Annotated in this window: 9 protein-coding genes and 1 pseudogene; 6 read left to right on the top strand and 4 right to left on the bottom strand. The window is 63.4% G+C overall.

Annotation, left to right across the window (positions count from 1 at the left end; all coding sequences use genetic code 11):
- Positions 1 to 15 precede the first annotated feature (15 nt).
- The 4 genes from PVA39_RS19600 (at position 16) to PVA39_RS19615 (ending at position 11,232) form a co-directional block, all read left to right on the top strand.
- Positions 16 to 1,701 (top strand): ATP-binding cassette domain-containing protein, encoded by a 1,686-nt coding sequence (locus tag PVA39_RS19600; RefSeq protein WP_274125463.1) that lies wholly within the window; start codon positions 16 to 18, stop codon positions 1,699 to 1,701.
- On the top strand, positions 1,694 to 3,106 hold the full coding sequence (locus PVA39_RS19605) for an HlyD family type I secretion periplasmic adaptor subunit (protein ID WP_274125464.1): 1,413 nt from the start codon (positions 1,694 to 1,696) through the stop codon (positions 3,104 to 3,106). Before PVA39_RS19600 ends, PVA39_RS19605 begins: the two co-directional genes overlap by 8 nt.
- Before the next feature lie 240 nt (positions 3,107 to 3,346).
- Entirely contained in the window at positions 3,347 to 5,110 is a 1,764-nt protein-coding gene (locus PVA39_RS19610) for a ShlB/FhaC/HecB family hemolysin secretion/activation protein (protein ID WP_274125465.1), read from the top strand.
- A gap of 11 nt (positions 5,111 to 5,121) precedes the next feature.
- Positions 5,122 to 11,232 carry a hemagglutinin repeat-containing protein gene (locus PVA39_RS19615; RefSeq protein WP_274125466.1) on the top strand — a complete coding sequence of 2,037 codons (6,111 nt, stop codon included), beginning with the start codon at positions 5,122 to 5,124 and terminating at the stop codon, positions 11,230 to 11,232.
- 82 nt (positions 11,233 to 11,314) lie between these two features.
- On the opposite strand, the gene PVA39_RS23560 is transcribed toward PVA39_RS19615, so the two are convergent.
- The 3 genes and pseudogenes from PVA39_RS23560 to PVA39_RS19625 form a co-directional block, all read right to left on the bottom strand.
- The gene (locus PVA39_RS23560) at positions 11,315 to 12,070 is read right to left on the bottom strand and encodes a methyl-accepting chemotaxis protein (protein WP_443200990.1); all 756 of its coding nucleotides are present in this window, start codon (positions 12,068 to 12,070) and stop codon (positions 11,315 to 11,317) included.
- Positions 12,071 to 12,172: 102 nt separating this feature from the next.
- Positions 12,173 to 13,453 (bottom strand): annotated as a pseudogene (locus PVA39_RS23565) (HAMP domain-containing protein); the annotation flags it as partial.
- 179 nt (positions 13,454 to 13,632) lie between these two features.
- The gene (locus PVA39_RS19625) at positions 13,633 to 14,691 is read right to left on the bottom strand and encodes an extracellular solute-binding protein (RefSeq protein ID WP_274125468.1); all 1,059 of its coding nucleotides are present in this window, start codon (positions 14,689 to 14,691) and stop codon (positions 13,633 to 13,635) included.
- Between the two features lie 535 nt (positions 14,692 to 15,226).
- Here PVA39_RS19625 and PVA39_RS19630 point away from each other — a divergent pair.
- Both PVA39_RS19630 and PVA39_RS19635 read left to right on the top strand, forming a co-directional pair.
- A complete protein-coding gene (locus tag PVA39_RS19630) occupies positions 15,227 to 16,678 on the top strand; it encodes an APC family permease (RefSeq protein ID WP_147175097.1) in 1,452 nt (483 codons plus the stop codon).
- A gap of 176 nt (positions 16,679 to 16,854) precedes the next feature.
- Positions 16,855 to 18,186, top strand: a complete 1,332-nt coding sequence (locus PVA39_RS19635) for an alginate export family protein (RefSeq protein WP_274125469.1) — start codon at positions 16,855 to 16,857, stop codon at positions 18,184 to 18,186.
- 94 nt (positions 18,187 to 18,280) lie between these two features.
- On the opposite strand, the gene PVA39_RS19640 is transcribed toward PVA39_RS19635, so the two are convergent.
- Positions 18,281 to 19,045, bottom strand: a complete 765-nt coding sequence (locus PVA39_RS19640) for an IclR family transcriptional regulator (RefSeq protein WP_274125470.1) — start codon at positions 19,043 to 19,045, stop codon at positions 18,281 to 18,283.
- Positions 19,046 to 19,054 lie beyond the last annotated feature (9 nt).

Below are 19,054 nucleotides of genomic sequence, written 5' to 3' on the forward strand. Positions count from 1 at the left end.
TTCCCGAGTGTCACGATGAACGAGTTTCTCCGCCGCATCGCCCTGCAACCCAGGCTACGCCTGGAGCTGTGGCTGTCCTCGCTGTTGATCAACCTGCTTGGCCTGGCCAGCTCGCTGTACAGCATCCATGTGCTCAACCGCTACCTGGCGCTGGGTGTGGATGCGACCCTGGTGACCCTGACCATCGGCGCCGTCATGGCGGTGGGCTTCGAGGTCTTGCTGCGCAACGCGCGCCTGCGCCTGGCCCAGTGGCTGTGCGCGCGGGCGGATACCGAACTGGGCGAGACGCTGTTCGAGGGTGCCGTGCGGGGCCAGTACGCCCTGGTCGAGCAACTGCCGCATACCGCACGGCGGGAAATCCTTTCCGGGCAGAGCACCGTGCAGCAGTGCTTCGGCGCGCCCAACCTGGTGACCTTGCTGGACACGCCGTTCGCCTTCGTGTTCGTCGTGGTGCTGGGCATGCTCAGCCCGTTCCTGGCCTGTATGGCCCTGCTGGTGATGGCCGGTGTGACGCTGGTGTCGTTGTTGGCCCAGCGCCGCCTGCGTGAGCCGATGGAGGCGCAGAGCCGCATCGCCATGCAGATGGCCGGCTACCAGCACAACCTCACCGCCGGTGGGGAAATGGTGCGGGCGTTTTCCGCCGCCGATGTGTTGAAGGAAAAGTGGCGGGCCTGCGCCGACGAGCAGGCCGAACAGCGTGCCCAGCTCAATCGCCTGCAGAACACCATGCAGAACGCCAGCTACGCCGGCACGCTGATTCTCAGCATGGTGATCATGGGCCTCGGCGCCCGCGAAGTGCTGGCCGGTAACCTCGACATCGGTTCGTTGATCGGCTGCAACATCCTCGCCAGCCGGGCCCTGGCGGCCCTGACCCGTGCCCTTGGTCTGGGTGAGCAGATCGGCCGTGGTCAGCGTGCGCTGGAGCTGGCCCGCCAGCTGTGCGCCATTCCTCGCGAGCGCGGCGAAGGCGTGCGCCTGGGGCAGACCCGCGGCAGCCTGCGTTTCGAAGACCTGGCCTTTGGTTACCCCAAGCAGGCCGTGCCGGTACTGGAACACTTCGATTACCAGCTGGAGGCTGGCAAGGTGCTGGCCTTCACCGGTGCCAACGGCAGTGGCAAGACCACCTTGTCGCGCCTGCTCGTCGGCCTGCTGGAGCCCAGCCGTGGGCACCTGCTGGTCGATGGCATGGACTTGCGCCAGGCCGACCCGCAATGGTGGCGCCGGCAGGTCGCCTACCTGCCGCAGGAGCCGCAGTTCTTCGACGGCACCCTGCGCGAGAACCTCTGCGTGCTGGCGCCGGAAACGACCGATGCGCGGGTCCTGGAGGTGTGTCGTGAATTGGCGGTTGGCGCCTTCGTCGAGGGCGGGGCCGAAGGCCTGGGGCTGACCGTGCGCAACGGCGGTGGCAGCATTCCACTGGGGATCCGCCGACGCCTGGCGCTGGCGCGTGCCGTCATCGGCGGTGGCCAACTGGTGGTGCTGGACGACCCTACCGAGGGTGTCGATGCCGAGGGCTGCAAGGCCATCGCCGCCTTGCTCAGCCGCCTGGTACGCGAAGGCCGTACGCTGGTGGTGATGAGCAACGAGGGCTTCATCCTCGGCGCTGCCGATACGGTGATCGACCTCAACCACAAACCGGTACCACGCGTGTTGCGTGACGGGTCGCGCGAGCCTGCTCAGGGAGGTGCCGACCATGGCTGAGCACGATATGCCTATCAATGACGCACCGAGTCGTATGGGGCGCCTGGGTGACCGGGTCCTCGGCACCTTCGAGAACCACCCGCTGCTGAGCCGTTTCGCCGGCTTCTTCCTGCCCGGCAAGACCGACCCGGCGCTGCCCGGTGACGAACTGCTGGGCAGCCGCCTGACCATTCGCCTGTTGGCGCTGATGCTCGGCGCCATGCTGCTGTGGTCACTGTTCTTCCCGCTGGACATCGCCAGCCACTCGACCGGTGAAGTGACGTCGCTGGGGCAGACCAAGCTGGTGCAGCACCTGGAAGGCGGCATCGTGCGGCGCATCCTGGTGCGCGAAGGGCAGCGCGTTGCCGCCGGCGAGCCGCTGGCGGAAATCGAGCGCGTCGCCATGCTGTCCGAAGGTCGCGAGACCGAGGCACTGCTGGCCGCGTTGCGTATCCGCGCCTTGCGCCTGGAAGCGCAGTTGGCTGGCGCCGCCGATATGACGGTGCCGGAGGAGTTGGCCCGTGACTTTCCCGAACAGGTCAAGGTCAACCGTGATTTGTTCATCGCCCAGAAGAGCCGCCTGGACAGCCGTTCCGAGGAGCAGCAGCAGAAAATCCAGCAGCGCCGGGCCGAGGAAAAGGAGCTCAAGGCGCGCATCGGTCACGTCAGCTCCAAGCTCACGTTGCTGCGCGAACAGATCGCCATCAGCCAGAAGCTGATGACCGAGGGCCTGGCCAATCGCTACGAACACCTGGAACTGCTCAAGGACGAACAGCAGTTGCGTGGCACCCTGCAGGAAACCGAGGCCTCCCTGGGCCGCGTATACGCCGGTCTGAAGCAGGAGCAGGCCGCCCTCACCAGCCTGGATTCGGGTGGCAACGAGGAGTTGCAGAAGGAACTCGCCGAGGTGCGCCGGCAGATCACCGAACTGCAGGAGCGCCTGACAAAGTTTTCCGACAGCCGCGAGCGTCAGGTGGTGCGTTCGCCCATCGAAGGCGTGGTGATGACCCTGCAGGTGGTCACCGAAGGCGGTGTCATCCAGCCCGGTGGCACGTTGATGACCCTGGTTCCGGCGGACGAGCCGTTGATGATCGAGACGCGCCTGCCGGTCGGTGACATCGGCATGGTCACCCCAGGGCAGCCCGCCCGTATCCAGCTGGTATCGTCGATTGCCCGCGGCTTCCAGCCGATCGACGGCGAAGTGATCGACATCAGCCCGGACTCGGTGCTCGACGAGCAGCGCGTACCGTACTTCCGCGTGCGTATCCGCCCTGCGCAGGACGCCTTCGAGCATGCCGGCACGCGCTATCCACTGCTACCCGGGGTACCGGTGAGCGTCGCGATCCTCACCGGTGAGCGTTCGCTGTTCGACTACGTTGCCGGCCCCCTCACCGATGGCATGCATCGCTCCTTCAGCGAGCCTTGAACCTTCTGCCATCGTCTGCCTTGTCCTGAACGCATCGCGTCGCAGGGCGGGGCGGCTTCGTCCGATGTCAGCTTTTGTCAGTTTTGATGGGATGTCATATGGCTATCATTCGGTAGCGGCTCCGCGTGCCTGCCAAGGCGCCGGGCCGCGCTCACCGATATAGCCAGAAAAAGACGGTGAGCCGCCACGCTTGTGTGGCTCGGACCAGCCTCTGCCCTCATTTCCATCGAGCGATCAACTATGCGTTCAACCGCCCCTGCGCAGCGTCGTGCGAGCCGCCCGCACAGCCACTTCTCCCATGCCGTCGTAATGCTCGTGTTGGGCGCCGCGTCGGGCCTGAGCCATGCCCAGACGCCCGGTGACATCGAGGCAGCGGCGCGCCAGGCCGAGCAATTGCAAAGCCAGCAGCGCGAGTTGATCGAGCGCCAGCGCCAGGAGGACATTCGCTCGGATGCGCCACCGACACGTCTGCAAGTGGCCCCGCGCCCGTTATCCGAACGGGTGTCGACGAACTGTCGGCAGATTGAAAACATCAGCGTTTCCGGTGTCACGCTGCTGCGCCAGGGTCAGTTGGACGACTTGCTGGCGCCCTATCAGGGGCAGTGCCTGGGCGTTGCGGAAATCGAGCGGATTCTCGGCGCCTTGACCAATGCCTACATCGACAAGGGCTACGTGGCGGCACGGGCCTATCTGCCGGCGCAGGATCTGAGCCAGGGCACGCTGCTGATCCAGGTGGAAGAGGGCCGCCTGAAAAGCATCGTGGTCGAGGATGGTGGGCAGGGCTCGCTGTGGTTGCCCAACCTGACCCCTGGGATGCTCGATCGCCCTCTGGACCTGCGTGATCTCGAACAGGCGCTGGACCAGATCAACCGCCTGCGCTCGAACAGCGCCACCATGGACATCGCGCCCGGTCAGGCGCCCGGCGACAGCGTGGTGACCTTTCGCAATGCGCCATCGCGTCGCCTGCACCTGGGCGCCACCTACGACAATTACGGCCAGAAGGCCACCGGGCAGAACCAGCTGGGCGCCAACCTGGCGCTGGACAACCCGTTCGGCCTCAACGATTTCGTCAGCTTTACCCACCGGCGCTCGCAGCCCTACGACACGGGGCGTCATTCGTCCTACCTGAGCAACCTGTCGTATGTGGTGCCGTTCGGCTACAGCACCTTGAGCCTCGGTGCGTCGACCTCCGAGTACGCCAGCATCCTCGACGCGCCCAGCGGCGCCGAGCTGGAAACCTACGGCAATTCCAAGAACTACTCGGCCCGTCTGGATCACGTCGCCTGGCGTGGGCAGGACTCGATGTGGACGCTGTCCGGCAGCCTGACCAAGAAAAAGAACGAGAACTATCTGGAAGGCGTCCTGCTGGAAGTCAGCAGCCGCAGCCTGACCGTGCTCGATCTAGACTCGTCCTTCACCACCCGGGTGCTGGGCGGCGCCCTGACCCTGGATGCCGGCGTCGCACGGGGTCTGACCTGGTTCAATGCCCTCGAGGATGCCGACAATCTGCCGGACTGGGCGCCGCGCGCGCAGTTCACCAAGTTGAAGTACGGCGTGAGCTTCTACCGGCCGTTTCAGGTCGCTGGTGAGAACCTGTCGTTGAACAGCGCCTTCTCTGGTCAGCACGCGTTGGACACCCTCTACGGCTCCGAACAGATGTCCATCGGCAGCCCCTTCACCGTACGCGGCTTCGCCGAAACGCCACTCAGCGGCGACCACGGCCATTACCTGCGCAACGACCTGAGCTGGATAAAGCCCGTGGCCCTGCTCGGCAGCCAGACGCTGACCCTGCGGCCATATCTGGGCGCCGATTACGGCCGGGTCTGGAACCGTGTGGCGGACGTGCCCGAGGGTGAGCTGAGCAGTGTCTCGGTCGGCATCGGCGTTTACCTGGGCCCGCTCAGCCTAGACCTGCTGCATTCGCATCCGCTGAGCTCGCCGGGCTTCATGGATGACGACGCCCGCGGCGATTCGACCTTCTTCAACATCAGCCTGGCCATCTGAGGGAAATCACCATGAACCATGTATTCCGGATCATCTGGAGCTTTTCCCGCCATGCCTTCGTCGTCGTTTCCGAGCAGGTAAGCGCGCGTGGCAGGCAAGGTGGCCGCGGGGCGCTTGCGGTCGGCAGCCGCCCAGGGCTCTTCTGGCTGACGTCGATCTGCGCTGCGCTGGCCGCCAACACGGCCTGGGCGGCGGGAGTCGAAGTGGCCAGCGGCAATACCGCGGTATTCAACGCCCCCAACGGCGTGCAGGTGATCGATATTGCCACAGCCAACGGTGCCGGCGTCTCCCACAACCGCTACATCCAATACAACGTCGACCCCAGCGGGCAGATCCTCAATAACAACTCGGCATTCACCCGCGCCGGTGCGTTGCAGTCGCAGCTGGGCGGGCAGATCGTGCCCAACGTCAACCTGACCAACGAAGCCCGGGTGATCCTCAACGAAGTGGTGGCGCCCAACCGCTCCTCTTTGCGCGGCTACACCGAGGTGGTGGGCGGCAAGGCCGACGTGATCGTCGCCAACCCCTATGGCATTACCTGTTCGGGGTGCGGCTTCATCAACAGTGATCGGGCCACGCTGACCACGGGCGTACCGACCATCGGTGCCGACGGCCGGGTAGCCGGCTTCACCGTCAACCAGGGTGACATCCTGGTGGAAGGCAACGGTATCGACGCCAAGAACCAGAAGGTGCTCGATCTGGTGGCGCGTTCGGTGAAGATCGACGGCCAGCTCAACGGCCAGGATGTCGCGCTGGTGGCCGGCGCCAACGACTATGGCTACGCCAACCGCGAGACCACGGCACGCGCGCCCAGCGGTGACACGCCGCTGTATGCCATCGACTCCACGGCACTGGGCGGCATGTACGCCAACCGCATCAAGATTCTCGCGACCGAGGGCGGCGTTGGCGTGCGCATGCGCGGCGAAGCGGCGGCGACTGGAGATGACTTCACGCTTAGCGCTTCAGGCAAGATCGAGATCAACACCCGCCTCAGTGCCGAACGTGATCTGGCTCTGAGCAGCTCGACCAGCGGTGACGCCATCGTCGTCGAAGGTGCGAATACCCAGTTGAGTGCCAAGCGTGACCTGGCGCTGAGCGCCAGCAGTGGCGCGACCAGGCTCGATGAGGCGACCCTGACCGCGAACCGTGACCTCAACGTGACCGCCGCCGCCCTGAGTGATACCAGCAGCACCGGCAAGAAGCGCTATGCCGGACGTGACACCAGGATTCAGACTCAAGGGGCAACCACCCTGGCGGGAACTACCTGGGGGGCGGGCAACGACCTGTCGGTGCAGGCCGGTAGCCTGACGGTGACCAACACCGGCAACCTCTACAGTGGCGCCGATGGCCAGGCAGCGAGCAAAGCCCTGACGCTGCGCACCACCAGTGGCGATCTCAAGCTGACGGATTCCAACGTACAGAGCACGGGCGCGCTGAAACTGGATTCGGCCGCTGCGTTGTCCGTTGGCAGCGCTACCACCATCAAGAGTACGGGCGACTACGAGCTGAAGGCGGCTCGCTCGATCGACAACGCCGGCAAGGTCAGTGGCTCGGCCGGCGGCAAGGTCAACGCCGGCACGACGCTAAGCAACAGCAACCTGTTGCATGCCAATGGCTCGTTAGCGGTCGAGGCTGCTTCGATCGGCAACAGCAGCACTGCGGGCATGTCCTCGCTCAATGAGTTGAGCCTGAAAGCCAACACCAACATCGACAACCACGGCGCTCTTTATGCCGCCGAGCATCTGAATCTGCAGGCTGGTGGTCAGTTGAGCAACTACGCCAGCGGTACGCTGAGCGCAGCCAACAAGCTCGATATCCGGAGTGCCCGTCTCGTCAATAACGGCGGCATCGTCAGCTTCGGTGATGCCTACATCAAGACCACCCAGTCATTCGTCAACGAGACACTGTGGAGTGGCGGCACCTTGACCAAGCGCGACGGTGCGGTTGCTTACGGCGGTGTGATCAGCGAGGACAAGATCGCCAACGAAGGTTCGTTCGACAAAGGCATGAACGCCTGGCTCTACGACGAGAAGTATAGTTTTGACGAGCAGTTGGTGGGCCTGACGCTGAGCGAGCTGCAGAACCTGCAGAAAGCGCAGATCATTGCCTACGGTGCCGGTAGCAAACTGACGCTCGACTATGGTTCCAGCGGCCTGAACCGGGTTGGTGTGATATCCGCATCCAATGTCGAGATCACCGGTACCGGCACCTTTACCAACCAGGAGTTGGCGCTTTACCACTACGAGAAAACCCTGCGCTGGATTCGTATCGATGACGAGTCGAGCGGTGATGATGACTTCATCGCCTGGGCGCGCACGGATTCCACTGTCTACTGCTATAACGGTGCGCCTGCCAATTGTTCGGGCCGTGATGATGACCTGCCCAACAGCCCGGATGACGACGACTACAACTGGGACGAGTGGAGCCCGGGCGCCGGCTGGACCAAAACCCGGCACCTCTCGGGGGGCGGCTTTCCTTCGGTATTGGGTGACGAGGCCAGGGAAATGGCTATACAGGGCGGCGTTTTCCGCGATGCCAGCGTTATCGGGCGCAGCGGCGCCGGCATCTTTGCCACCAACCTGAGCATCATTGGTACAGGCACCCTGGTCAACGATGGCTCACCGTGGCCAGACGATCAGGCGCGGGTGGCCCAGACCACGCTGGTCACTGGCTCGGCCAACGGTCCGGCCGGTGGCGCATCGACCATCAATTTACCGAGCAACCCCAATGGCGACTTCGTCACCAGCAAGAACCCGAATAGCAAATACCTGGTCGAGACCAACCCCAATTATGGGGTCGGCTCAAACTTCGTTGGCTCGGACTACTTGGCCAAGCGTTATGGCTTCAACCCGGACGACGTACAAAAGCGCCTGGGTGACGCCAATTACGAGGCCTACCTGATTCGTCAGCAATTGATCCAGAAGACCGGCAGTAACGTCATCAACGGCTACGCCAATGAGGTCGATCAGATGCAGCGCCTGATGGATCAGGCCTATGGGGAAGGCCAGAAGCAAGGCCTGCAGTTTGGCAAGCCATTGACTGCCGAACAGGCGGCGAACCTGACCCAGGATATCGTCTGGATGGAAGAAACCGAGGTCCAGGGGCAGAAAGTGCTCGTGCCTCGGGTCTACCTGGCAGCCTCCACCGTTGCCGCCATCGCCAGCGGTGCGGTGATCGCCGCGGACAATCTGGATATCGCCGGCGGCGGTCTGAAGAACACTGGCGGTACCATCGAAGGGCGTGATTCGCTGAGCGTGAAGACCACCGGTGACATCACCAACACCAGTGGCACCATCAAAGGTGGCAACGTCAGCCTGACCTCGACCGAAGGCAGCATCCGCAATGAAACCCTGGCGGTCGGGCAGGGCGATGGCACGACCTATACGACGGCTATCGGCAAGACCGGTACGATCGAGTCGAACAACAACCTGAGTTTGGATGCGGCCAAGGACGTGACCGTGCTCGGTGCCGACGTCAAGGCAGGTGGCGACGCCTCCATCGCTGCAGGCGGCGACGTGACCTTCGACACCATCGTCGACAAGAACACGGCCACTAGCTACACCGAACGCGGCGGCTTCCTGGGCGGCAGCAGCACACGCACGTCGGTCAGCACCGAGAAGAACCTCGGTTCGAATCTGTCCACTGGCGGCAACCTGACGGTCAAGAGTGGTGGTGATACCACTATCGCCGGCAGTAACGCTGATATTGGCGGCAACCTAGACGCGCAGACCGGCGGCAGCTTCAAGGTCGTGGCCCGGCAGGACAAGGAGACCGTGGAAACCCAAACCAGCACATCGGGTGTCGGTGTCGGCGGCGGTCTCTACGGTAGCCAGAAAACCACGGTGAACGATTTCACCGGCACCAACAAAGGCTCGACCCTGAATGTCGGCGGCAATGCCAACGTCAAGTCGGACAAGGCCATCGTTCTGCAGGGCTCGGATGCCAACATCGGCGGTGACGCCAACCTCGAAGGCAAGGAGGGCATCGCCATTCTCGATGGCCTGGACGAAAAGCGCACCAGTACGCGTGTCGAGACCACCACCTTCCTCAAGGTAGACAGCTCCAGCGGCGCCGAAGCCAAGGCCCAGGCCAGTGCCGTCGGCCTGCAGTCGGAGGCTTCTGCCGAAGCCAGCGCCAAGGCGTCGGCCAACCTCAAGCTGGCGGAAACCAGCGTCACCACTACCAAGGAGGGCAAGAACACCAGTGTCGCCTCGAACCTGAAGGTCGGCGGCAACCTGGGCATGAAGAGCGACGGCACGGTTACCGTGCAGGGCTCGAACGTGGAGGCCGGTGGTGACCTGGCGATCGATGCCAAGGACGTTCAGGTACTGACCGGGCGCAACGAGGAATGGCGCGAGAGCGAAACCACCACGACCTCCGTTGGTATCTACAACGATGCCGAAGCCAAGGCGGGTGCGTCGGCCTCGGCAGGTGTGAGTGGCGGCGGCGTGGCCAGCGGCCAGGCGCAAGCCGGTGCGGATGCCGGGTCGACCACGACGGCGGGGGTGCGCCACGAGCATTCGCAGGAGTCCAGCTATAGCCTGACTAACTCGTCCTCGACCCTCAAATCCGGCGGCAACATGAGCGTGACCGCCAAGGATACCGCGACCTTCCAGGGCGCCAATGTGGAGTCTGGTGGCGACATGAACCTCCAGGCCAAGGACATCAGGAATGTCGCGGCCCAGGATGTCAGCCGCTCCAGCAGCTCGGCCGAAACCCATACGGCCGGCGTCTATCTGGGCACCGGCGCATCGGCCCAGGCCAGTGCCAATGGCAATTCCCAGGGGCAGGGCGATGCGTCAGCCAGTGCCTCGGCCGAGGCCAGTGCCGGCCTGCGCTATGCCTACGAATCGGAGAAGAACAGCGAGGGCTCGATCACCCAGGTGACCAACAGCTTCAAGTCCGGCGGCAACTTCACCCGCCAGGCACAGGACACCATCGTCGATCAGGGCACCCAGGTGGAGGCGGCGGGCAACATCACCCAGTCGGCGCGGGTGATCCGCGACGAGGCGGTCTCCGATTCCAGCTGGTCGAGCAGCGATGCCCAGAGCCATGACGCCCGCGTTGGCGTGTATGCCGGCGCGGAAGCCAACGCCAGTGCCAGCGGGGGCGCCGATGCCAGCGCCGGGGTTGGGGTCAAGGCGTCGTACCAGGGCTCCATTTCCAGCGAGAGCGAGCAGCAGAGTACGGCGGTCACCAGCCGCTTCAAGGCCGGTGGCGACATCAGCTCGACGTCGAAGGAGCAGACGACCCTGGTCGGTACCCAGTTCGAGTCGGGTGGCGACACCACCATCGACGCCGGTTCGCTCGATTACCAGGCGGCGAAGGACACCTCCAGCGCCAAGGGCAGCAGTCACGACATCAATGTCGAGGCCAAGGTCGCCATCGCCGGAAACGACGCCAGTCTCGACGCAGGCTATGACATGGCCAAGAGTTCCGAGAGCGCTTCGACCGCGCGCACCGGCAGCATCCAGAGCGGAGGCAACCTGACCATCCGCACCCGCGGCGATGCCACGTTCACCGGCACTGAACTATCGGCTGGTGGCAAGACCAGCATCGACTCCGGCGGCAACGTGACGTTCAACGAGGCGCGTGACACCGCCAACAGCTCGTCCCTCGACCTTTCCGTCGGCGTCAGCGCGTCGTCGAGCAAGACCGACACCGGTGGCAAGGAAAACGAAGGTGAGCTGGGGCTCGGTGTCGGCTACGGCACGGCATCGAGTTCTACCGCGCGGGTTGGCAGCATCAGCGGCGGGCAGGGCGTGAGCATCAGCAGTGGCGGTAATACCACGCTGGTGGGAACGCAGATCGAGTCAGGGGCGCAGACCGACATCAGTGCCGGGGGCAAGGTCAACCTGCAGGAGGCCGTCAGCACCTCGTCGAACTTCGCCGTTCGGGCGGAAACCTCGGTCAGCGGTAGCAGCAGCTCGGAGCCGGCCAAGCCAGCTAGCGAGGGGGCCTCCAAAGGTGCTGCGAAAAAACCGGCAGAGGATGCCGGCGAGGACGACGATGGACCGATCGGTGCCTCAGGGCTGGAGCTCGAGGTGGGCAGCAGCCGTGAAGCCACCAAGGTCAATATTCAGTCAGCTGGCGGCACCAGCATCAGGCAGGGGCAGCGCTGAGCAGCGAGGGTCTAAGGCATAAAAAAGCGCCTGGGCATTAGTGTCCAGGCGCTTTAGTTTTAGTCTGTTGCCGCCAGAGTGCTTACACCTTGAACTGATCCATCAGTTTCATCTGCTGGTTGGCCAGGCTGTTGAGTTGGCTGCTGACTTTCGCCGACTCGGTGGCTTGTTCGGTCAGGGTTTCGGTTACGGTGCGGATGGCGGCGACGTTGCGGTTCACTTCTTCGGCCACGGCGCTCTGCTCTTCGGCTGCGCTGGCGATCTGCAGGTTCATGTCGCTGATCACAGACACAGCATCGCTGATCCGGCCCAGGGTCTGGGCGGCGTTCTGGATCTGCTCGACGTTGGCCTGCGCATGCTGGTGGCTGGTGTGCATGGTGGTCACCACGCCGCGGGTCGCGCCCTGGATGCGCTCGATGACCTGGCGGATTTCTTCGACCGAATCCTGGGTACGGCGGGCCAGGTTGCGTACTTCGTCGGCGACTACCGCGAAGCCGCGGCCGCTGTCGCCTGCTCGGGCTGCTTCGATGGCGGCGTTGAGGGCCAGCAGGTTGGTCTGCTCGGCGATACTGCGGATCACTTCAAGTACCGAGCCGATCTGTTCGCTGTTGACCGCCAGGGCTTCGACTTCGGTCACCGCCTTGCTGATTTCATCGGCCAGGGTACGGATGTCCTGGCTGCTGCGCTCGATGATGGTGCGGCTCTGCTGGGCCGATTCATCGGCGCCGCGGGCCGCTTCGGCGGCGTTGGAGGCGCTGCTGGCCACTTCCTGAGCGGTGGCGCTCATTTCGTTGGAGGCAGTGGCGACCTGATCGACCTCACGGAACTGTATCTGCATGCCGTCGCTGGTCTGGCTGGCGATGTGGGAGGACTGATCGGCGGTGGCACGCGCCTCGGTGATGCTCTGCTTGATCTGCGCGATGGTCGGCTGCAGCTTGTCGAGAAAGCGGTTGAACCAGCTGGCCAGCTCGCCCAGCTCATCGCGCTTGTTGTAGCGCAGGCGCTGGGTCAGGTCGCCTTCACCGCTGGCGATGTCCTCGAGCATATGGGCCACGGCGTTGATCGGCCGGGTCACGCCTGAGGCGGTCAGCCAGATCAGGATCAGACCCACCAGGCCGGCAATCAGCGCCACGCTCAGTGCCTTGATGGTGCCGCTGGTCTGGGCTTGGTCGAGCAGGCCCTGCAGTTTCACCGCGTCGGCCAGCAACACCTTTTCGGGCAGACCGATGGACACGCCCCAGGGTTTGGCATTGGCGATGGGGCTGACCGGGTAGACAGCGTATATGAAATCGCCTTGCTCGAGGGTGCTCGGCGCGCTGTTGCCCACCGCCGCGAGAATCTTCTTGCCTTCGTCGCCCTGGGCTTCTTCGATACTCTTGCCGATCTGGCTATCGTCGGTGCTGTAGGCGGCCAGGGTGCCGCTGGGGGAGACGATCAGCACCCGGCCGGCGTCGTCGAACAGCCCGTGCTGGGCTTCCCTGGCCGCCGCCTGCAGCGAGGCCAGCTCCAGATCGACGCCCAGCGTGGCAACGACCTTGTCACCGTCCATCACCGGGATGGTCAGTGAAGTCATCAGCAGGCGCTTGCCTTCAAGGGTGTCGGCGTAGGGTTCCAGCAGGCAGGCGGTCCTGCGCTCGCGGGGGCAGGTGTACCAGGCGTTGTAGGGTGTGCCGCTGATGCTCAGCTCGGTTTTGTTGATGTCGGCTTCGGTGATCATGATGTTCATCGGCTGCGGCGTACTACGCGTCCAGGCACTGGAGAAGCGGCCGGTTTCATTGGAGCCGCGAGCGCTGTCGTTGACGAACTCACCGTCGCGACCATCCAGGGCATTGGGCTCGAATACCAGCCAGACGCCCAATACCTTGGTATTGCGCTCGAAAGTGGTCTTGATGCTCTGGTTGATCGCTTCGCGCAGGTCGCTGGTCGGCATGTCGACCTTGGTGGCCAGGGTGCGCAGGTCATGTACTTCATCGGCCAGACTGGTGGCCACCACCAGGGTTTCGCTGAAGGTGCGCTGCAGCCTGACCGATTGTTCGGCGGCCCGGGCTTCGAGCAGATTTTCGACGCTGTCAGTCAACATCTGGCGGCTGGAGGTGCTGGTCAGTTGGTTGTTCTGGCTGCTTTGATAAAGGTTCATCCCCACGATCAGGGCGATCACACCAAGCAGGCAAAGCCCGGAGAGCAAAACGATTTTCAGCCGAATCGACATCGAGTTGAACATGGCGCTATCTCTGAAGTACGCGGTTGCTCAGCGCTGCTGAGCAGGCACGAGTGGGGTCTTTCGGGGTATCGGCGCGGCGGTTCTTTTCATGAGCGGGTACCCTTGAAAATGCTGCACCGTTGAGCGCTTCGCTAGCTGTCATATAGACACTAGTCGACTCGGCGGTGACCGCCATGTTTCTAAGGGCTGCTTGCCCGAAGTTTCTGCCAGGTGCTGTCCAGTGCTGATTTCTGGGCGGCGCTCAAGGACTCCAGCAGGTAGCTGGCGCGCCGTTGCTTAGCGTTCATCACCTGCAGTGGATAATCGGCTGCGAACTGCAGCATGGCAGGTGAGTCACTTGGCAGCGGCGGGTAGAAATGCGTGGCCTGGGCATTGCGAATGGCGTTTTGCGGGGTGATCAGAAAGTCGATGAAGCGGTAGGCCAACTCCGGGTTGGGCGCATTGGCAGGGATGGCCAGGGTATCGATGTACATCGCGGCGCCCTCATCGGGAATCACATAGCTCAGCGCCGAATTTCTTTCGATCGCCCGCAGGGCATGGCCGCTCCAGCTCATGGCCAGGCACAGTTTGCCTTGCGCCAAGGCATCGATGTACGCCCAGTTGTTCAGTTCGGCGAACTTGGGCATCAGGGGTTCCAGGGGTTGCAGTGCCTTGGCGATTTGGCGCGGGCTGCTGACCGTCGGATTACGACCCTTGTAGTTGAGCATCAGCGAGGCCACTTCCTGAGGGGCATCGATCAAGCCAACGCCACAGCTGAGCAGGCGCGACACCTGCGGGGGCTCGAACAGCAGGCTCCAGCTCGTCGGCAATGGCGTCCCGTAGGCGGCCTGGGCCAGAGTGGCGTTCACCACCATGCCAACCGAACCCCACAGGTAAGGCACCGCATGTTCCTTGGCCGCTGGCTGGCCGGCCAGCATCGACAGCAGCCAGGGATCGAGCTGTTTGTAGTGGACCAGGCGACTGGTATCCAGCGGCGCCAGCTTGCCGCCAGCGACCAGCTCCTTGAGCATGAAATGCGACGGCACGATGAGGTCATAGGCCGTGCCTGACTGCATCGCCTGCATCAGCTCCTCGCTGGTAGTGAACCCTTGATACTCCACGCGTACGCCGGTGCTGCGTTGAAAGTCCTCGATCACTGCAGGGTCGAAGTAGTCCTGCCAGCTCAGGAAACGCAGTACTTGTTGGGCGTGCACGCTGTTGCAGGCGAGTAGGGTTATCAGGCAGACCAGGGCTTTCATGGCGTCGCTCCTTGGCTCAAGGGCACTCGGATGAGGCGGGGTGTTTGGGGCAAGGAGCCGCAAAGGCTGACGAGGGCATTGGGCATGCCGGAACGAGACCTACCGCAATCGTTGCCGGGGGCGAGAACGAGGTTATCGGTGCGGGGCTCGATCCGGTGCAGATCGCGTTCATTGGCATCGAAGGTGCTGATCTGCTGCCTCGGATCATGGTGAAGCCCTTAGCTGCATTCTTATTCTTCTTGTCGTGACGGGCAGGGCGAGATGAGGCTGCTGCCGATCCGGTCTTGTCGCGATGATAGGGGCGGCCAGCAGGCCGACGTTATCCCGAATTGGCAAGGGGGACAGATACCCGCGCACAGGTGTGAACCATCTTGGAAACAGGGTTTTTTTGGCTGCCAATATGGGATAACGCCACTTGGGGGAAGGGCCTAGGATCACTTTCGACAGCCAATAACAATTGCGTTCCGGTCGGCCAGGAGGGCGCGTCGCCTTCTTCCGACCCTTGCAAACTGCCTCATAAAATAAGGTCAAGAGAATGAGCGTATCCACGAGTGTGCCTGCAGGCTCGAACGAGCTGCGGCGCGGTGCCCTGAGCGTTGGTTTCATCATCTTTTTCGTGGTGTCGGCGGCCAGCCCCCTGAGCGTACTGGCCGGCGGCTTCCCGATCGGCATCATGCTGGGTAGCGGTGCCGGTACGCCGGCGCTGCTGGTGATCGCCCTGCTGGTGCTGCTCGCGTTCGCGGTGGGTTACACCACCATGGCGCGGCACGTCACCAATGCCGGCGGCTTCTATGCCTTCTCCTCGCGCGGCTTGGGTGGGCTGGCGGGCGGGGCGGCGGGGATGCTGGCGATGTTCGCCTACAACATCCTGCAGGTTGGTCTGTATGGCATGTTTGGCGGTGTGATGGCTGGCACCATGTCCAGCGTGTTCGCCATTGACCTGCCCTGGTGGTCGTACTCGCTGATGGCCATGGTCAGCGTGGCCATTCTCGGCTACCGCAACATCGATCTGTCAGCGCGGGTGTTGTCACTGATCGTGGTTGCCGAGTACCTGGCCATCCTGGTGCTGGACATCGCCATCCTGCGCAGCGGTGGCGACAGCGGGGTGAATTTCGACTCCTTCAAGGCCGAGCACGTGTTCAGCGGCAATCCGTCGATCGGTCTGCTGTTCTGCTTCGCAGCGTTCATCGGCTTTGAGGCAACCACCATTTATGGTGAGGAGGCGAAGAACCCGCAACGCGCCATCCCTATCGCCACCTATGTGTCGGTGCTGCTGATTGGTTGCTTCTACGCCATCTCGATCTGGTCCATGGTCATTGGCGTGGGCACCGACAAGATCGTGCCGACCCTGCAGGCGCTGACCGACCCGACCACCTTCATCTATGGACTGTCCGATCATTACGTCGGTGCCCATCTGACCCAGGTGATCCGCGTGCTGTTCGTGGTGAGCATCTATGCCGGCCTGCTGGCGTTTCACAATTCGGCGGCGCGCTACTTCTACGCCATCGGCCGTGACGGCCTGCTGCCCAAGTCGCTGGGCCTGACGCACCGCATTCACCAGAGCCCGCACATGGGGTCGGCCCTGCAGAGCCTGATCGCTGCCGTGGTGGTGCTGATTTTCGCGGTGATGGAAGCCGATCCGATCCTGCAGCTGTTCGCCTGGTTCTCCAGCCTGGCCACGCTGTGCCTGCTGCTGCTCATGGCGCTGACCTCGGCCGCGGTGCTGATGTACTTCAAGCGCAATCCGCAACTGAAGCTGGGTCTGCTGCGCCGTCTGATCCTGCCAGCGTTCTCCTGTGCGGCCTTGGGCATTGTTCTGGTCATCGCAGTCATCCATTTCGACGTGCTGACCGGCTCCAGCAAGGCGATCTCCTATGCGCTTTGCGCGGTCATCCCCGCGGCCCTGATCGGTGGTGTGCTGTTGGCCATGCGCCTGCGTCGCAAGTCGCCGGAATGCTTCGCCAAGCTGGGTAGCCACAAGCTGTAAGCCATTTTCCTTCTCTCTGCGCCAACCCCGCCTTACAGCAGTGCTGCCGACGGGGTCATGAGCGAGCAACCCAATCTATCCGCAACAGTCTCCGGCGGGCGAAGGTGGCCCAATCGCTGTATTGCGATTCGCCGGTGGCGGCAACAACGATAAATGGACGTGAAAGGAGCATCACCATGGAATATCGCAAAGCGGCAACACGCCTTTCCAGTGGCGGCCTGGCCCTGAGCCTGGCCATCGGTCTGACTACACCAGCAGGCGCTTATGAGCTGTACAGCGACGATGACAGCCATCTCAACGCCGATGTGCTCGCTGTATTCGGCATGATCAACAGCCGCAAGAACTACGATGGCACCAGCGGCGGTTCGACCTGGCGTGAAGGCTTCATCAAGTACGGTGTGAGCGGTGATCAGGGCCTCGGCGCCGCCGGCACTGCCTACGGTGCCTTCAATCTGGTGAGCTCGGCGACCTGGGGCGATGGCGACCCGGCCGGGCTGACCGACGGTAGCGAGCGCACCACCAAGATCGAAGAAGCCTACCTGGGCTGGCGCTCGGGGGATCTGTTCCCGGCGCTCGGCAAGGATGGCGTGGACTTTTCCGCCGGCCGTCAGGTGGTCAAGCTGGGGCGTGGTTTCCTGATCAACGACGATGGCACCAACCTGGGCAAGGGGCCGGCTGACGGTGCCCTGAACCGTGGCGGTGCCTACTACATCGCCGCCCGCCATGCCTTCGACCGCACGGCGGTGTTGCGTCTGGGCGGCGAGGAGGGCGTGCACGGCTCGGCGGTATGGCTCAAATCCGACAACCGTGCCCAGGCCGAAGTCGAACTGGCCGCCGGGACCCTGGATTACACCAACGACACCGGTACCCTGGGCCTCACCTGGGTTCATGGTCTGGATGTGAACAAACGCTGGGCCAGCCCGATTCAGGCGCAGCGCGACAATATGAACCTCTACAGCATTCGCGGCGAGGGCAGTGCCGGCATCGAGAATGCCAACTTCGCCTTCGAATACGCCTGGCAGGACGTCGACACCGGCGTGGAGAAGGCTTGGTACACCGAGGCCGGTTACACCTTCGCCAACGCGCCTTGGGCGCCGAGCCTGACCTACCGCTACACACGCTTTTCGGGGGAGTGGGATTCGCTGTTCACCGGGCTAAGCACCGGTTATGGCACCTGGTTCCAGGGTGAGGTGGCAGGCAATTATGCGGGGCCGTTGAACACCAATACCGGCATCCATCACGTGGGCCTCAAGGCTACGCCGGTGGAGGGGCTGACCCTGGGCGCGCTGTTCTTCGACTACACCACGTTGCACGACCGCGACACCATCAACCGTGATGCCCGTGAGCTCGATCTGTATGCCGAATGGGCGGTCAGCGACCACCTGATCATCACGCCGCTGGTGGGGCTCTACAAACCCGGCAAGAGTGCCGAGGATGGGGTCGGCAACCAGGTCGGCGGCAATGGAACCAATGTCTACAGTCAGCTGATGGTCGTTGTGCCGTTCTGACGTTTCAGCTAACCCTCTTGGCGACCTGCTCCACGCACTTGGTCGCACGACTGCCCGCTTGCGGGCAGTCGGTTTTCCTTTTCCCTCATCCCTCTCAGGCAGTCGGTATCGAGCGCTGCGCGTGGATGTTCTGAGCGATGCGCCTGGTGGTGTCGATCAGCATGTCGAGCACCGTCTCCTGACGCAGCAGCCGGAAATTGGCCGTGGTGCCCACCGCGGAAATACTGCCCATCACTTCCTTCTCATCGACGCTGACGATGGGCGCCGCGATACCGGTGTGTCCGGTGTTCAGTTCGTCGTGGGTGATGCTGTAACCGTCCTTGCGGATCTTCTTGGCCATGCGCGCGAACTCCGACCAGCTGCAGGTGCTGTACGGATTGCCGGGGTCGCAGGCAATTTCCTCGTGCAGCTTTTGCAGGCGTTTGCCCTTTTGCGAGGCCACCAGCACCTTGGACTGCGCACCGCGAAAGAGTGGCAGCGGGTGGCCGCGGCCGAAGGCGAAGTGCGAGGCATCGTGGGATTCGGTGATGTAGGTGTTGATGATGTGGCCGTCGTAGAAAACGCTGGCGAACACCGCCAGGCCGGTCTTGTCGGCCAGCTCGTGCATCAGCTCACGGCCGGCGCTGAGGATCGGGTCGTACTGGCGCATCATCCAGTCCAACTCGATGATCCGCGGCCCCAGGCCGTAGCTGCCGGCGCCGACGCGGGTCAGCAGGCCCGCCTCGCAGAGGTCCTTCACGTAGCGGTACACCGTGGCCCGGGAAAGCCCCATGCGCGCGGCGATGGTCTCCGGATCCACCTGCAGTTGCTCGGGGCCGAACAGGTCCAGCACGCCCAGGGTCTTGCTCAAGCTGCTCATGTCACTCCT

The sequence above is a fragment of the Pseudomonas sp. CNPSo 3701 genome (genome assembly GCF_028674975.1).
GTDB lineage: Bacteria > Pseudomonadota > Gammaproteobacteria > Pseudomonadales > Pseudomonadaceae > Aquipseudomonas > Aquipseudomonas straminea.

Excerpts from the sequence above, each read along its gene's own strand:
- PVA39_RS23560 (WP_443200990.1), bottom strand. The coding sequence starts at position 12,070 with ATGCAGATACAGTTCCGTGAGGTCGATCAGGTCGCCACTGCCTCCAAC.
- PVA39_RS19600 (WP_274125463.1), top strand. The coding sequence starts at position 16 with ATGAACGAGTTTCTCCGCCGCATCGCCCTGCAACCCAGGCTACGCCTG.
- PVA39_RS19610 (WP_274125465.1), top strand. The coding sequence starts at position 3,347 with ATGCGTTCAACCGCCCCTGCGCAGCGTCGTGCGAGCCGCCCGCACAGC.
- PVA39_RS19615 (WP_274125466.1), top strand. The coding sequence starts at position 5,122 with ATGAACCATGTATTCCGGATCATCTGGAGCTTTTCCCGCCATGCCTTC.
- PVA39_RS19640 (WP_274125470.1), bottom strand. The coding sequence starts at position 19,045 with ATGAGCAGCTTGAGCAAGACCCTGGGCGTGCTGGACCTGTTCGGCCCC.
- PVA39_RS19625 (WP_274125468.1), bottom strand. The coding sequence starts at position 14,691 with ATGAAAGCCCTGGTCTGCCTGATAACCCTACTCGCCTGCAACAGCGTG.
- PVA39_RS19630 (WP_147175097.1), top strand. The coding sequence starts at position 15,227 with ATGAGCGTATCCACGAGTGTGCCTGCAGGCTCGAACGAGCTGCGGCGC.
- PVA39_RS19635 (WP_274125469.1), top strand. The coding sequence starts at position 16,855 with ATGGAATATCGCAAAGCGGCAACACGCCTTTCCAGTGGCGGCCTGGCC.
- PVA39_RS19605 (WP_274125464.1), top strand. The coding sequence starts at position 1,694 with ATGGCTGAGCACGATATGCCTATCAATGACGCACCGAGTCGTATGGGG.